The sequence below is a fragment of the Rhodopseudomonas palustris BisB18 genome, assembly GCF_000013745.1.
GTDB classification, from domain to species: Bacteria; Pseudomonadota; Alphaproteobacteria; order Rhizobiales; family Xanthobacteraceae; genus Rhodopseudomonas_A; species Rhodopseudomonas_A palustris_F.
Genome location: NC_007925.1, coordinates 3844954 through 3860066, shown reverse-complemented (window position 1 = coordinate 3860066; position 15113 = coordinate 3844954). Strand labels below are relative to the sequence as shown.

Below are 15113 nucleotides of genomic sequence, written 5' to 3'. Positions count from 1 at the left end.
CCGCGAGCGGGGTGCGCTGGCGCGGCTGCGGACAACTGCAAAATATAGCACTCCCGCCGTTGTTACGCGGCGCGCACTTCGCGCAGGAACACGTCGACCTGGGTCCGCAACTGGTCGCCGTTGCGCGACAATTCCGCCGAGGAGTCGACCACCCGGGCCGCGGCGACGCCGGTCTGCTCAGCGGCGCGGCGGACGCCCTCGATATTGTCCGAGACTTCGCTGGAGCCGCGCGCGGCTTCGCTGACGTTCTGCGCGATCTCGCGGGTGGCGGCGCTCTGTTGCTCGACCGCGGCGGCGATCGCCGAGGCGATCTCGCTGACCTGGCCGATGGTGGAGGTGATGCCGCCGATCGCGTCGACTGACAGTTGGGTGGCGTTCTGGATCGCCAGTACCTGGGCGGAGATCTCGTCGGTGGCCTTCGATGTCTGCGTTGCCAGCGCTTTGACTTCGGAAGCGACCACCGCAAAGCCGCGGCCGGCGTCGCCGGCGCGGGCGGCTTCGATGGTGGCGTTGAGCGCCAACAGATTGGTCTGCGCGGCGATCTCGCTGATCAGCTTGACGACGTCGCCGATGCGTTGCGCGGCCTCGGCCAAGGCGTTGATCTGGGTGTTGGTGCTGGTGGCCTGATCAAGGGCGGAGCCGGCGACCTTGGCGGATTCGTTGACGCGCTGCGCGATTTCGTTGACCGAGGCGTTGAGCTCTTCGATCGCGGCGGCAACCGCTTGCGCGTTCTGCGTGGCCACTTCCGAGGAGGCGGCGACGGCAGTGGTCTGGCTGGAGGCTTCCTCGGCATTGCTGGCCATCGATTGCGCGGTGGTGCGCAGATCGACCGCGGCCGCGCCGACCGCGGCGACGATGCCGCCGACGCCGGACTCGAAGCGCGTCGCCAGCGCCTGCAGCGTGCTCTGCCGTTCGCCCTCGGCCTGGGCGCGTTGCTGCTCCTGGTCGCCGCGCAGCCGTGCGGTCTCGGCGAGACCGTCCTTGAACACTTCGACGGCGCGCGCCATCGAGCCGATCTCGTCGCTGCGCTTGGCACCGGGCACGACGACGTCCTGTCGGCCCGAACTGATCTGGCGCATCGCGTCTTCCAGCGCGCGAATCGGCCGGCCAAGGCCGCGGCCGAGCCAGGCGGCGACCAGCGCGGCAATCAGCACCGCGATCGCGGTGACGCTGGCGAACCAGATCATCGATTGCCGCGCGACGGCCTGGTAGGCGGTGGTGTCGCGGACGATTTCCACAACGGCGACCGGATCGCCGGAAAAATTCTTGATCGGCCCGAAGGTGCGGCCGTCGCTGCCGCGCGTCTCGATGATGGTCTGGCCGGCCAGCGCGCGCTGGATCAGCTCGATCGACGGCGCAGCCTCGGCGAGGGTGGTCGCCAGCGTCTTGACCTTGCCGGCGTCGAGCTGATGAATCGCGACGTCGACGCCGAACCGGGATTTCATCGCTTTCACGAAGGTGTCGCCGAACGGCGCGCCGATATCGACGGCGCCGACCAGGGTGGCGCCGTCCATGATCGGCGTGGTGGCGAAGACATTCAGCACGTCGCGTCCGGTTTCGACGCCGCCGATCGCCTTTTTGGTCTGGAACGCCTGCACCACCATCTTGCGGCGGGCCGAGACGTCGTCGCCGAATGCGGTCGGATTGTGCACCCGCGCCAGCGCCAGCGCCGGCGGGACCTGGATGGTGATCAACTCAAGGCCGAGCGGCTTGATATCGCGCAGCGCGTCGTTGAGCATCGCCAACAGGCCCGGCCGATCGCCGGCACGGACCAGGGCTTTCAGCTGCGGCATCGTGGCGAGTGCCTTGCTGACGGCGAGCGCGGTGCGGGTCTCGCTGTCCAGGGCCGCCAGCATAGTGGCGTAATCGTCGCGCAATTCGCGTTCGAGTGCCAGATCGACCGTGGTCTGCTGCCGCCAGATGCCGAATCCCGCCAGCGCGGCGCAGGACACCGCCCCGACCAGCGATATCGCCACCATGATGCGGACGGAAATGGATTTGATGCCGAGCATCGGGGCCCCCGAAATGCGTGTGAAAGCGATTTTCAATCTCGTCGGGTCTAATACCGCGGCGTCAACTTTGGCTTAACATTCTGAAAAGACTTGACTCTCTATGGGGTCGCGGGCCCGACAGCGGTTCGCAGGGCGATCGGGCGCAGCGTCAAATTTGCCGAAAGGGGGACGTGACGGCGGCAATTCCCTTCGCTATAGAGACGTCACGTAGGAGTGTAGCTCAATTGGTAGAGCACCGGTCTCCAAAACCGGGGGTCGTAGGTTCGAGCCCTACCACTCCTGCCAGCGATATCAGCCGGTTACGTCAAATTGCGGGGGGCGTCTGGGGCTGTGCCGCGATGCCGCGCGAGGGCGGCCTGCAAACCGCCTCGCCGTCCAGCGCAAAGCACTTCGCGGTCTCGGTGAAGCCGCCGGCTGGGCAAGCGGGCGGCGGTTGGCGATCTTGACCTTGGCGCCTGACCGCAGTAAACAGCGGCACTCGCTGTCGGCCCGGTTTAACGGATTTCCGACGCGGCTTTGTTTTCCCGAAAAAAGAGCCCGCTTGGCGGCTCATCCTTGGCAAAGGGTTGTCTTTGGCAAAGGATTGGGCGCAAGAGGGCTGTTCGGATTCCCGAAACCCTTACGACCTGACCACGGACGCGGATCACGACGATGGCCTTTAGCCCGTTCAAATTCCTGCAAGAAGTGCGGACCGAGACCTCCAAGGTCACTTGGCCGTCGCGCCGCGAAACCACGATCACCACGATCATGGTGTTCGTGATGGTGGCGCTGGCCTCGATCTTCTTCTTTTTCGCCGATCAGATTATTCGGCTGTTCATCACCTTCCTACTTGGCATCCACTAACGGCAGGCGCACGGAATTCACATCATGAGCATGCGCTGGTACATCGTTCACGCCTATTCGAACTTCGAGAAGAAGGTCGCGGAGTCGATTCGCGAGCAGGCCAAGCAACGCGGACTGGAGGACCTGTTCGAGCAGGTGCTGGTCCCGACCGAGAAGGTCACCGAGGTTCGCCGCGGCCGCAAGATCGACGCTGAGCGCAAATTCTTCCCGGGCTACGTGCTGGTGAAGATGAAACTCACCGACGAAGCGTTTCATCTGATCAAGAACACCCCGAAGGTCACTGGCTTCCTCGGCGCCGAGAACAAGCCGATGCCGATCTCCGAACCCGAAGCGATGCGCATTCTGCACCAGGTGCAGGAGGGCGTGGAGCGGCCGAAGGCGTCGGTGTCATTCGAAATCGGCGAGAACGTCCGGGTGGCCGATGGTCCGTTCGCCTCGTTCTCCGGCGTGGTCGAGGAAATCGACGAGGGCCGCTCGCGGGTCAAGGTCGCGGTGTCGATCTTCGGCCGCGCGACGCCGGTGGAATTGGAATTCGGTCAGGTCGAGAAGGTTTAAAGTCGCGAATGGCGAATAGGGAATAGCGAATAGGGAACAGGAGACGCGGTAGCACCATTCGCTATTCGCTACTCCCTATTCGCTTTTATCGTGGAAGGTGAGGGCGGTCGCCAGCCGCTCGCAGCCGCACCACTAACAAGGAGAAGAGCATGGCAAAGAAAGTGACCGGATACCTGAAATTGCAGGTGCCGGCCGGTGCGGCGAATCCTTCGCCCCCGATCGGTCCCGCGCTTGGTCAGCGCGGCCTCAACATCATGGAGTTCTGCAAGGCGTTCAACGCGCAGACCCAGAAGGAAGAGAAGAACACCCCGATTCCGGTGGTGATCACGATCTACGCCGATCGTTCGTTCACCTTCGAAATGAAGACCCCGCCGATGTCGTTCTTTCTCAAGCAGGCCGCCAACGTCAAGTCCGGCTCGAAGCTGCCGGGCCGCGACGTCGCCGGCAAGGTGACCTCCGCGCAGGTGCGTGAGATCGCCGAGCGGAAGATGAAGGATTTGAATTGCGACTCCATCGAAGCGGCCATGAAAATGGTCGAGGGCTCCGCCCGTTCGATGGGCCTTCAAGTAGCGGGGTAACGGGTCATGGCAATCGGAAAACGTTTGAAGAAGGCCCGTGAAGGCGTCGATCGCGAGAAGCTCTATCCGCTCGCCGACGCCATCAAGATGGTGAAGGAACGCGCCGTCTCGAAGTTCGACGAGACCATCGAAATCGCCATCAATCTCGGCGTCGATCCGCGTCACGCCGACCAGATGGTGCGCGGCGTGGTGACGCTGCCGAACGGCACCGGCCGCACCTTGCGCGTCGGCGTGTTCGCGCGCGGCGCCAAGGCCGACGAAGCCCGGGCTGCCGGCGCCGACGTGGTCGGTGCGGAAGACCTGGTGGAGAAGGTGCAGGGCGGCACGATCGAGTTCGATCGTTGTATCGCCACGCCCGACATGATGCCGCTGGTCGGTCGTCTCGGTAAGGTGCTCGGCCCGCGTGGCATGATGCCGAACCCGAAGATCGGCACCGTCACCATGGACATCACCAACGCCGTCAAGGGCGCCAAGGGCGGTTCGGTCGAGTTCCGCGTCGAGAAGGCCGGCATCGTGCAGGCCGGCATCGGCAAGGCCTCGTTCGGCGAGGACAAGCTGGTCGAGAACATCAAGGCGCTGACCGACGCGGTTTCCAAGGCGAAACCCGCCGGTGCCAAGGGCACCTACATCCAGCGCGTCGCGGTCTCCTCGACGATGGGCCCGGGCGTCAAGGTCGAGCCGGGCAGCATCCTCGGCTGAGCCTGAAAATCTTGCGACAAACCAGGGGCGAAATCGGGGCAACCGATTTCGCCCCTTTTTTATGCTCGAGGGAGGTATCTGGCTATGGACGGCAAGGTTCTGATCTATTCCCCGTTCTCGAAAGCGATGCTGACGCGGATCGCCGCGCGCTTCGAGCTGATCGACGCCGAAGGCAAACTGCCGCGCGAGGCGTTCAGCGCCGACGAGCTCGGTGACGTTCGCGCGGTGATCACCGCCGGCGCCGAGCCGCTCGGCCGCGCGGTGATGCAGAGCCTGCCGAAGCTCGGCGCGATCGTCTGCTACGGCACCGGCTTTGACGGCATCGACCGCGCCGCCGCGGCCGAGCGCGGCATCGTGATCGGCCACAGCCCGGCGGCCAATGCGGCGGCGGTCGCGGACCTGGCGATGACGCTGCTGCTGGCGGTGACACGGCAGTTACTTCCGGCCGACGCTTACATCCGCAGCGGCGGCTGGGCGGCGGGGCAGCCGTCGCTGCGGTTGGCGCCGCCACGCGGAATGACCGGCCGCCGCGTCGGCGTCTACGGCATGGGCGAGATCGGCCGCAAGATCGCGGCGCGTGCCGCTGCGTTCGAGACCGAGGTCGGTTACTACAGCCGCTCGCAGCACGACGTGCCTTATACTTATCATGCGAGCCTGGAAGCGCTGGTCGAGTGGTGCGACGTGCTGATGATCGCGGTGCGCGCCGGCCCCGCGACACGGCACATCATCGACGCCGCGATGCTGCAGCGGCTCGGCCAGGGCGGCATCGTGATCAACATCTCCCGCGGCTCGGTGATCGATCAGGCCGCATTGCTGGCGGCGCTGCAGGATCACGCCATCGCCGGCGCCGGGCTCGACGTGTTCGAGGTCGAGCCGCTCGCGCCGGGTGCGCTCAGTGCCTTGTCCAACGTGGTGCTGACCCCGCATCTCGGCGGCCACACCGCCGAATCCCACATCGCGATGCAGGACTGCGTGATCGGAAACCTCGCGGCGTTCTTTGCCGGGCGGCCGCTGCCGCATCAGGTTGAGCTGGCGGCGCGCGCGTAAGCAACCGGCGCACGCCGGAAAATTGCGGAGCGTCGTAGCAGCCCCGATTGGCGCCGCCGCTTCCGCTCAACCATCGCAGGGGTCGCGTCATCCCGAACGCGAGGGACGCTCCGCGGCCTCTTGCCTGGCGCGGCGCTTTAGAATATATTCATTCGAATGAATTAATTGTGCGCTGCCAGGAACACCCATGCATCGGTCGCAACAGAAGTCGGAGTCGGAACCCAACGGCCAGGAGGTGCGCAGTCGGGAGACCCGCGCGAAGATGATCGAAGCGGCGATCGAGCTGTTTGCGACGGTCGGCTACGAGGCCGCGAGCACCCGCGCCCTTGCGGAGCAGGCCGGAGTTAATCAGGCCGCGATCCCCTACCATTTCGGCGGCAAGCGCGAACTGTACCTCGCCGCGGCGCAAACCCTGGCAGAGCACGCCCGCGAGCGGATCGCGCCGATCGTCGCGCAGCTTCGGCAAGCGCATCAGACGGATCCTCGGAGCGTGGTGGAGGAGGCGCTGAGACGTGTTTTTCGACTGTTCGCCAGCGGTTCGGAATCCCTGGCCTGGGTGACGTTTGTCATTCGCTCCCAGTATGAGGCACTGGAAGGTTTTCGCATCATCCATGAAGAACTCGCCCCGTTGGAACGCGAACTGAAACGCGTCATCGGCGAGGCCACGGGAGAAACGGACCAGCAACGGCTCGGCATGAAACTAACCGTGGCGCTGGCTCCGATTTTCAGCTTCCGCCCCCTTCAGCAATTCAACCTCAGCGTCCTGGGTTGGGACAAGCCCGCGCCGCATCTGCTCGACAAGTTCGAAACGGTCATCGTCGAAGCCGCCCTCCGCGAGCTCTTCACCGAGCTTCCGCAGGCCGTCGATCTCGCGCGTGGCAGACGGGGGCCCGGTGAAAAAACACTGGCTGACAGAGCCAGCCCATCAACGAAAGGAAGACGCTCATGTCCGATCAAAGCTTGATGCACGACACGATCGGGTGGGCCAAGCAGAAGTTGGATGAAACCGATGCCCTGCTGGCCTCGCTGCAAAAATCCGCGGGACAATTGCAAGCCGATTCCCGCCACCAAGCCAATCGCGCCATCGGCGACATGCATGCCGTGCGCATCGCTTTCGCCCAACAACTCGATGCCGCGCGCGCCGACGCATCGGCCGTCAAAGGCATCGCGGAGCACGCGCTGACCGACCTGAGAGAAGAGTGGAAGAAGGTCGATCTGTCGTTCCAGGCTTTCCTCACCGCGGCGGCCGATCAGACCGACGTCGTCAACGCGGCGTTGGCGGCAAGGGCCGCCGCTCAGCTGAAAGGTTGGGAGACCGCATTGCAGCCGGTGCGTTCCGCCGCCACCGCCGCGATCGAGCGGGCGCGGCGGGATCTCGACGCTGCGATGAGCCAATTGGCGGCCGAGCAGTTGCGCCTGGGCGGAATCTCCGTGGCCGGCGATGAGGCATGGAAGGCGCTGCGAGCCGGCCTCGACGAAACCCGCGCCATCTACGACCGGACCTGGGCGACGGTGACGGACGTCTTGAAGAAGGCGGATTAGGCGAGGTGGCAATGCCGCGTGACATCGCACGGCGCGGGCGATCCGCGTCGCGTGGTGCTGCCGGCGGCTTGGCCCGACACGCCGCAAGGCAGGACACGCGATGACAGACCGCAACCCCGAACCAGAGGCCGTGCGCCGGATGACCGAGAGGCCGGTGGGCACCGAAACAGCGAGGGCGAAGCCGGGCGGCGGGCGCGCTTGGATCGGGGCGAGCCTGCGCGTCGTGCTGCTCGCCGTCGCGCTGCCCTGTCTGTCGCCGCTGTCGATCGCCAGCGCCGTGGCGCTCCCCGTTGCTGCGAGTTCGGCCCCTCTGACCGCGGCCTCCGGCGACCCGCAGATCGACGACCGAACGCTCGATCGCGAGATGGCGTCGTTCCGCGCCGCCGCAATATCGTTGCGACAGGCGATGACGATCGCTCAGCAACAGCATGCGAATTCGAAGATCGCCGACATCAGCTTCGACGGCTCATTGGACCGGCCGGCCTACAAGGTGAAAACCCTTCAGGGCGACCATGTGCTGGAACAGTCGGTCGACGCCGAGACCGGCGCGGTGTTCGGCGGCGAGATCGTCACACCGCTGCGCGAACTCGATCCCGACGTCCGCGCCAATCTGGCGGCGTTGCGCGGCGCCGGGGCGCAACTGGCCGAAGCGGTGATCGTGGCGGAGCGGGTGACGGCGGGGCGGGCGGTCAGCGGCGGAATGACGCGAGACGCCGGCAAGCTGAGCTTTGCGATCGTGGTGCTGAGCCCCGACGGCCTGAAGCAGGTCATCCTCGAACCGCCCCGGCGCGGCAAACGCTAGAGCACTCTTTGTTAGTTAGGATTGATGCGGTCCAAGAGTCCCCGGCCGGCATTCCGGGGCACGAGCAGCTTCGCTGCGAGTGAGCCCGGAATCTATGACCACCGCCGGGAGTATGGATCGCGGACTTGCTCGTTCTGACGAACTCGCAATCCGGAATGACGCGTTATTGGATGCCGTCCTTCCAGCCGGAATGCCCCGGCAAGGACGGCGCTGCGATCCGGCGCCGCACGCGCTTCCGTAGCCCGGATGAGCGAAGCGACATCCGGGAATTGCGTCGTCGAAGCAGAAAGACCCGGATTGCGCTTCGCTCCATCCGGGCTACGCTTGCTTTGGTATGTTTGAATCGCAAGTGGCGTTTCAGCGCCCCACATCGCGATGCAGCTAGTTCAGCCCGTAGCCCGGATGAAGCGAAGCGAAATCCGGGAGCTGCGGCGTTGAATCAAGAAGGCCCGGGTGTCGCTGCGCTCACCCGGGCTACGCTTGCTCCATCCGGGCTACGCCTGCTTAGTGCGACACCGACTGGGAGAACATGTTCACTACGACCACACCTCCCACGATCATAGCGATCCCTGCGATAGCCGGCATGTCCAGAGACTGTTTAAGGACGACCACGCTGATGATGGCGGTCAGCACGATGCCCAGGCCGCCCCAGATCGCATAGGCGATCCCGAGGGGGATGCTCTTCAGTGCCTGCGAAAGCAGGAAGAATGATCCGGCGTAGAACGCCGCCATGATCAGCGTCGGGACGAGTCGGCTGAACTGCTCGGACCTCTGCAGAAATGTCGTGCCAATGACTTCGCAGACAATGGCCCCCGTCAGGGCGGCATAGGAAATCATGAGCGGGTTCACAGGCGACCTATTGCTGGAGTTTTGATCTCGAAGATAGCTTTTGGTATGTTTGAATCGCAAGTGGCGTTTCAGCGCCCCACATCGCGATGCAGCTAGTTCAGCCCGTAGCCCGGATGAAGCGAAGCGAAATCCGGGAGCTGCGTCGTTGAACCAGAAGACCCGGATTGCGCTTCGCTCCATCCGGGCTACGCTTGCTTTTGGTATGTTTGAATCGCAAGTGGCGTTTCAGCGCCCCACATCGCGATGCAGCTAGTTCAGCCGTAGCCCGGATGAAGCGAAGCGAAATCCGGGAACTGCGTCGTCGAATCAGAAAAACCCGGATTGCGCTTCGCTCCATCCGGGCTACGCTTGCTACGCCTGCTTTTGGTATGTTTGAATCGCAAGTGGCGTTGCAGCGCCCCACATCGCGATGCAGCTAGTTCAGCCCGTAGCCCGGATGAAGCGAAGCGAAATCCGGGAGCTGCGTCGTCGAATCAGAAAAACCCGGATTACGCTTCGCTCCATCCGGGCTACGCTTGCTGTTCGCTCGTCAGGTGAGCGCGGCGGCGCGTCGCCGCAATGACCATCTCCTTTCGTTCCCCATCACCCCTCACAAATTCTTGTGAGTTGCTGTTTAGAAGCATTCGCATCTAGTTTGCCGCTTCGCTTCGGGAGAACGGCAATGACGGCCTATACGCTCAACATCAACGGACAGTCCCACGCCATCGACGTCGATCCCGGCACGCCTTTGCTGTGGGCGATCCGCGACGGCGCTAAGCTGACCGGCACGAAGTATGGCTGCGGCGTCGCGCAATGCGGGGCGTGTACGGTGTATCTCGACAACCAGCCGGTGCGCTCCTGTTCGCTGCCGGTGTCGGCGGTCGGCGACAGCCAGATCACCACCATCGAAGGCGTCGGCGGCCGCGAGGCGGCGGCGGTGCAGGCGCAGTGGGTCAAGCTCGACGTGCCGCAATGCGGCTACTGTCAGTCCGGCCAGATCATGAGCGCCGTGGCGCTGTTGACGCGTAACCCGAAACCGAGCGACCGCGATATCGATCTGGCGATGGTCGGCAACATCTGCCGTTGCGCTACTTACGTCCGCATCCGCGCCGCGATCCACGGCGCCGCGAAATCGTTGGAGGGCTGAGGCCATGATCCATGACCGCGCCATCCACGACCGGACCACGCAGGCCAAATCCGCTCCCACGCTGTCGCGCCGCGCGCTGCTGCAGGCCGGCGCTGGCCTGGCGATCGGCGTCTATATCGCCGGCCGCACGCCGTCGTTCGCGCAGAACCGGCCGGCGCCGCAAAGCGTCAACATCGTGCCGAACACCTTTTTGATCATCGCGCCGGATGACACCGTGACGGTGCTGTGCAAGGCGATCGAATTCGGCCAGGGGCCGTTCACCGGCTTTGCCACGCTGGTCGCCGAAGAACTCGACGCCGACTGGTCGCAGATGCGCGCCGCGCACGCGCCGTCCAATCCGGCGCTGTACAAAAATCTGTTGTTCGGCGTGCAGGGCACCGGCGGCTCCAGCGCGATCGCCAATTCCTTCGAGCAGATGCGCAAGGTCGGCGCCGCCGCGCGGCAGATGTTGGTCGCCACGGCGGCCGAGCGCTGGCGGGTCGAGGCTTCCGAGATCAGCGTCGAGAACGGCGTGATCAAGCACGCGTCCGGCAAGCAGGGCCGGTTCGGCGAATTCGCAACTGAAGCGATGCAGCGGCCGGTGCCGGGCGATCCGAAGTTGAAGGATCCGGCCGACTTCAAGCTGATCGGCAAAGAGGGCGCGGTGCAGCGGCTCGACAGTGCCGCGAAATCGAACGGCTCGGCGATCTTCACGCTCGACCTCGACGAGCCCGACATGCTCACCGTGCTGATCGCGCGCTCGCCGAAATTCGGTGGCGTGGTGAGTTCGTTCGATGCCGGCGCCGCCAAGCAGATCGCCGGCGTGGTCGACGTCAAACAGGTGCCGACCGGCGTCGCGGTCTATGCCAAGGGTTTTTGGCCGGCGAAGACTGGTCGCGACGCGTTGAAGATCGTCTGGGACGACAGCAAGGCGGAGCAGCGCGGCACGCCCGAGATTCTGTCGCAGTTTCGCGCGCTGGCGAAGACGCCGGGCAAGACCGTGAAGCAGCACGGCGACGTCGACGCCGAATTCGCCAAGGGCGGCCGGCTGATCGAAGCGGAATATGTGTTTCCCTATCTGGCGCATGCGGCGATGGAGCCGCTCAACGGCTTCATCAAATGGGACGGCGACACCGCGCTGGCGCGCTACGGCTGCCAGTTTCCCACCCCCGATCACGGCGCCATTGCGCAGGTCCTAGGGATCGGCGTCGACAAGGTGAAGCTGGAAGTGCTGCTGGCCGGCGGCAGCTTCGGCCGCCGCGCGCAGCAGACCGTGCACGCCGCGATTGAACTCGCCGAAGTCGCCAAGGCGATCGGGCCGGGCAAGCCGCTGAAACTGGTGTGGACCCGCGAGGACGACATGCGCGGCGGTTATTACCGGCCGTTCGGCGTGCATCGGATGCGCGGCGTGGTGCGCGACGGCAAGATCGAGGGCTGGACCGACACCATCGTCGGGCAGTCGATCATGAAGGGCACGCCGTTCGAGGCGATGACCTTCAAGGACGGCATGGATTCCACCACCTATGAGGGCTCCAACGAGATCCCCTACGAGGTGGCGAATTTCCGCTGCGATCTGCATCAGGTCGATGTCGGCGTCCCGGTGCTGTGGTGGCGCTCGGTCGGCCACACCCACACCGGCTACGCGGTCGAAGCTTTTATCGACGAGTTGCTGGAGGTCGCCGGGCAGGACCCGGTCGACGGCCGGCTGGCGCTGATGGGCGATCGGAAGCCGCGGCATGCTGGCGTGCTGAAGGCGGTCGCCGAATTGGCGAACTGGAAGGGCGCCAAGATTGAAGCCGGACGCGCCCGCGGCGTCGCGGTGGTCGAGAGCTTCAACACTTTCGTGGCGCAGGTGGTCGAGCTGTCGATGACCGCGGAGGGGCCGAAGCTGCACAAGGTGTGGTGCGCGGTGGATTGCGGCGTCGCGGTCAATCCGGACATCATCCGCGCCCAGATGGAGGGCGGCATCGGCTTTGCGCTCGGCCACATCCTCTATGCCGAGCAGACCATCGAGGCGGGCGCGCCGGTGGCCGGCAATTTCGACAAATATCGCTCGCTGCGCATCAACGAGATGCCCGAAGTCGAAGTGGTGATCGTCAACTCCGGCGAAAAGCCGACCGGGGTCGGCGAGCCCGGCGTGCCGCCGCTCGGACCGGCAGTGGCGAATGCGATGGCGAAACTGGGACTGCCGCGGCCGCGGCAATTGCCGATCGTGCCGGGAGCCACCGCATGAGCCGGCTGCGTCAATCGCTGCTGGCGCTCGGTGCCGGCGGTTTAGCGGCTGTGGTGCTGGCGCTGGTGGCGCCGTCGTTTGACGGTGTGGCGGATGCGGCCAACAACCCCGCGACCAATCCGGCGCTGCTGCAGCCGGTCAAGGCATTCGCCGGCATCAAGAACAAGGAGCAGCGCGCCGCGGCGCTGTTTCAGGAGGCCGGCAAGGTGATTAGTTCGCCGCGCTGCATGAACTGCCATCCGGCCGGCGAGCGGCCGACCCAGAGCGACCGTATGCTGCCGCATCAGCCGCTGGTGGTGCGCGGCCCGCATGGCACCGGCGAAGTCGGCGGCACCGCCTGTGCGACCTGTCACCACGAGGCCAATTTCGATGCCGCCGGCGTGCCGGGCAATCCGAAATGGGCGGTGGCCCCGATCGAGATGGCCTGGCAGGGCAAGTCGCTCTCGCAGATCTGCGTGCAGATCAAGGACCGCGCTCGCAACGGCGACAAGACCATGGCGGCCTTGGTGCATCACATGGCCGACGACGAATTGGTCGGCTGGGGCTGGAATCCGGGGGCAGGGCGCACGCCGGCGCCCGGCACGCAAAAGCAGTTCGGCGAGCTGATCAAGGCCTGGGCCGATGCGGGCGCCGCGTGCCCGAAGGGGTGAGGGGCGCGTTGGCGGTGCACGAGCTGAAGATGCTGCCGGTTGATTTGGACCACAAAGCGGTCCAGATTTATCCTCCAGGTGAGGACGTCAGCGATGCAGGTTTCCTTGACGGAAGCGAAGGAGCAACTAACAGAACTGGTTCGGCGCGCCGAGGCAGGAGATGAGGTCATCCTGACGCAGAATGGCCATGCCGCCGTGCGGCTTGTGCCCGTCAAGGCGGCGCAAGACGCAACATCCCGGCGCGCGCTGCTGGAAGCCGTGCGCGCCGCTGGGGCGGCCAAGGCCACGGCCCGACCGAGTGCTGCGCGTAGTCAGGATTTTCTCTACGGGTAATCCAGAAATTCCGGCTTTGTCATTCCGGGGCGCGAGTTCGCAGAACGAGCGAACCCGGAATCTTGCGCCGCGCGGCGGCGTGCGACACGCGCGGCAGATTCCGGGTTCGCTCGCAGCTTGCGCTGCGCGCGCCCCGGAATGACGGCGTTGGGCGTTCAGAACGCCTTGTTGATCGACACCGCCATCGCCTGGGTGACGATGTGGCCGGACCTGTTGCCGCTGAGGATGTCGGTGTCGGTGTAGCCTTGTCGACTGCCTTGGCCCCCTTGGCTCCCCTTGGCCCCGGCTTTGCTCTTGCATAAAAGGTGCCGGGAACCAAAAACTCCTTGGCAAGCCCGTTCAGACTCGTTAAGAACTGCTCTCCGGACGTGCTGGCCGTAGCTGGCACGTCTGTGCGCGCATTCTGAAAACCCGAAACGAGTGGAGACCATTCCTTCAAGACATCCGCAGGGATCTCGAAGGAAAGGAAACCCGACGCTTTGGAGAATGCGGGCAGGGGTCTCAAGTCCATCGTGCTGGTTCGCCAGCATGAGGGGCCAAATAGATCCCGATCCTGTCCGAGACTGCAGGCGCCCGCGTCGAAACCTCGTGTTTCTTCAAGGGCTTAATTCACTGCCTGCATAGACGGGTGAAGACCGGATTTCGCCAGCGCGGCCTCGCGTCGCGGGCAACGGATCAGGTTCGAACCTCGACACCCCGAGGCTTTGCCGGCTCAGCCGGCGGCGTTTCGGGAGGGCAGGCTTTTCAAAACTCGTCGTGCCCGACGTGTCTTTAGACCGTGTGTCTTGAGGTCAGGTTCGGGCAGGACGATGGGTGCAACCCGGCGGCCCTGCCTTTCGGCAAAGGTCGCCAACCGGAGAGAGCTTGCTGTGGAAAAAGCGGCAAAAAAAGAGGCGGTCGAATCGCTGAACGGTCTGTTCAAGACCACCAGCGTTGCGGTCGTGGCTCACTATTCCGGCCTCACCGTTGCCCAGATGCAGAAGCTGCGTACGCAGATGAAGCTCGCTGGCGCCTCGGTGAAGGTCTCGAAGAACCGGCTCGCCAAAATTGCTCTTGAAGGCACAGACGTCGTTGCCATCGGCTCCCTGCTGAAGGGGCCGACCGTGATCGCCACTTCCGACGATCCGGTGGCGGCGCCGAAGGTGGCCGTCGAATTCGCCAAGGCGAACGAAAAGTTCGTCATCCTCGGCGGCTCGATGGGTACCACCGTCCTGAATGTCGACAGCGTCAAGGCTCTCGCCGCGCTGCCGTCGCTCGATGAACTGCGCGGGAAGCTGGTCGGCCTGTTGGTCGCCCCGGCAACCAAGATCGCTCAGCTCTCGACCGCGCCCGCGGCCAAGCTCGCGCGCGTCGTTCAGGCCTATGCCTCAAAGAGCGAAGCGGCCTGACGCCCTTCGCACATCAACCCTGGTTCGAACTGATACGCTTAAGGAAACAGATCAATGGCTGACTTACAGAAGATTGTTGACGACCTCTCGAGCCTCACCGTTCTCGAAGCCGCCGAGCTCGCCAAGCTGCTCGAAGAAAAGTGGGGCGTGTCCGCCGCTGCCGCCGTCGCGGTTGCCGGCCCGGCCGCTGCCGCCGCCGCCCCCGCTGAAGAGAAGACCGAGTTCACTGTCGTTCTCGCCGCCGCCGGCGAGAAGAAGATCGAAGTGATCAAGGAAGTGCGCGCGATCACCGGCCTCGGCCTCAAGGAAGCCAAGGACCTGGTCGAAGGCGCGCCGAAGCCGGTCAAGGAAGGCGTCAACAAGGACGAAGCCGACAAGATCAAGGCCCAGCTCGAAAAGGCCGGCGCCAAGGTCGAACTCAAGTAAGCATTGCTTGGGTCGGCGCTGCCGGGTCGCCTCGCGCGGCCCGGCGCCCGC

The 15113-nt window shown here is 64.8% G+C and carries 16 protein-coding genes and 1 tRNA gene; 15 read left to right on the top strand and 2 right to left on the bottom strand.

What is annotated here, in order from left to right; translation table 11 throughout:
- Nucleotides 1-62: 62 nt before the first annotated feature.
- A complete protein-coding gene (locus RPC_RS17455) occupies nucleotides 63-2012 on the bottom strand; it encodes a methyl-accepting chemotaxis protein (protein WP_011473902.1) in 1950 nt (649 codons plus the stop codon).
- 209 nt (nucleotides 2013-2221) lie between these two features.
- Here RPC_RS17455 and RPC_RS17450 point away from each other — a divergent pair.
- The 9 genes from RPC_RS17450 to RPC_RS17410 all read left to right on the top strand — a co-directional run bounded on the left by RPC_RS17450 (nucleotide 2222) and on the right by RPC_RS17410 (nucleotide 8078).
- Nucleotides 2222-2297, top strand: a tRNA-Trp gene (locus RPC_RS17450).
- Between the two features lie 366 nt (nucleotides 2298-2663).
- On the top strand, nucleotides 2664-2855 hold the full coding sequence (gene secE, locus RPC_RS17445; RefSeq protein ID WP_011473901.1) for a preprotein translocase subunit SecE: 192 nt from the start codon (nucleotides 2664-2666) through the stop codon (nucleotides 2853-2855).
- Between the two features lie 24 nt (nucleotides 2856-2879).
- A complete protein-coding gene (gene nusG, locus RPC_RS17440; RefSeq protein ID WP_011473900.1) occupies nucleotides 2880-3410 on the top strand; it encodes a transcription termination/antitermination protein NusG in 531 nt (176 codons plus the stop codon).
- Nucleotides 3411-3559: 149 nt separating this feature from the next.
- Entirely contained in the window at nucleotides 3560-3988 is a 429-nt protein-coding gene (gene rplK, locus RPC_RS17435; RefSeq protein ID WP_011473899.1) for a 50S ribosomal protein L11, read from the top strand.
- Between the two features lie 6 nt (nucleotides 3989-3994).
- On the top strand, nucleotides 3995-4687 hold the full coding sequence (rplA, locus tag RPC_RS17430; RefSeq protein WP_011473898.1) for a 50S ribosomal protein L1: 693 nt from the start codon (nucleotides 3995-3997) through the stop codon (nucleotides 4685-4687).
- Between the two features lie 84 nt (nucleotides 4688-4771).
- Nucleotides 4772-5734 (top strand): 2-hydroxyacid dehydrogenase, encoded by a 963-nt coding sequence (locus RPC_RS17425; RefSeq protein ID WP_011473897.1) that lies wholly within the window; start codon nucleotides 4772-4774, stop codon nucleotides 5732-5734.
- 187 nt (nucleotides 5735-5921) lie between these two features.
- The gene (locus tag RPC_RS17420) at nucleotides 5922-6698 is read left to right on the top strand and encodes a CerR family C-terminal domain-containing protein (protein WP_011473896.1); all 777 of its coding nucleotides are present in this window, start codon (nucleotides 5922-5924) and stop codon (nucleotides 6696-6698) included.
- Complete coding sequence (locus RPC_RS17415; protein WP_011473895.1) at nucleotides 6680-7276, top strand: hypothetical protein; 597 nt, start codon at nucleotides 6680-6682, stop codon at nucleotides 7274-7276. Before RPC_RS17420 ends, RPC_RS17415 begins: the two co-directional genes overlap by 19 nt.
- Nucleotides 7277-7430: 154 nt before the next feature.
- Nucleotides 7431-8078: a PepSY domain-containing protein gene (locus tag RPC_RS17410; protein WP_415914734.1), complete on the top strand. Its 648-nt coding sequence runs from the start codon at nucleotides 7431-7433 to the stop codon at nucleotides 8076-8078.
- Between the two features lie 504 nt (nucleotides 8079-8582).
- On the opposite strand, the gene RPC_RS17405 is transcribed toward RPC_RS17410, so the two are convergent.
- Nucleotides 8583-8915 carry a DMT family transporter gene (locus tag RPC_RS17405; RefSeq protein ID WP_011473893.1) on the bottom strand — a complete coding sequence of 111 codons (333 nt, stop codon included), beginning with the start codon at nucleotides 8913-8915 and terminating at the stop codon, nucleotides 8583-8585.
- Between the two features lie 673 nt (nucleotides 8916-9588).
- Between RPC_RS17405 and RPC_RS17400 the strand changes: the two genes are divergently transcribed.
- From RPC_RS17400 to rplL, 6 genes are all read left to right on the top strand, one after another.
- Nucleotides 9589-10053 carry a (2Fe-2S)-binding protein gene (locus RPC_RS17400; RefSeq protein WP_011473892.1) on the top strand — a complete coding sequence of 155 codons (465 nt, stop codon included), beginning with the start codon at nucleotides 9589-9591 and terminating at the stop codon, nucleotides 10051-10053.
- 4 nt (nucleotides 10054-10057) lie between these two features.
- Entirely contained in the window at nucleotides 10058-12265 is a 2208-nt protein-coding gene (locus tag RPC_RS17395) for a xanthine dehydrogenase family protein molybdopterin-binding subunit (RefSeq protein WP_011473891.1), read from the top strand.
- Nucleotides 12262-12915 carry a hypothetical protein gene (locus tag RPC_RS17390; RefSeq protein WP_011473890.1) on the top strand — a complete coding sequence of 218 codons (654 nt, stop codon included), beginning with the start codon at nucleotides 12262-12264 and terminating at the stop codon, nucleotides 12913-12915. Before RPC_RS17395 ends, RPC_RS17390 begins: the two co-directional genes overlap by 4 nt.
- Nucleotides 12916-13008: 93 nt before the next feature.
- Complete coding sequence (locus RPC_RS17385; protein ID WP_011473889.1) at nucleotides 13009-13248, top strand: type II toxin-antitoxin system Phd/YefM family antitoxin; 240 nt, start codon at nucleotides 13009-13011, stop codon at nucleotides 13246-13248.
- 869 nt (nucleotides 13249-14117) lie between these two features.
- A complete protein-coding gene (rplJ, locus tag RPC_RS17380) occupies nucleotides 14118-14636 on the top strand; it encodes a 50S ribosomal protein L10 (RefSeq protein WP_011473887.1) in 519 nt (172 codons plus the stop codon).
- Between the two features lie 54 nt (nucleotides 14637-14690).
- Complete coding sequence (gene rplL / locus RPC_RS17375; RefSeq protein ID WP_011473886.1) at nucleotides 14691-15062, top strand: 50S ribosomal protein L7/L12; 372 nt, start codon at nucleotides 14691-14693, stop codon at nucleotides 15060-15062.
- Nucleotides 15063-15113 lie beyond the last annotated feature (51 nt).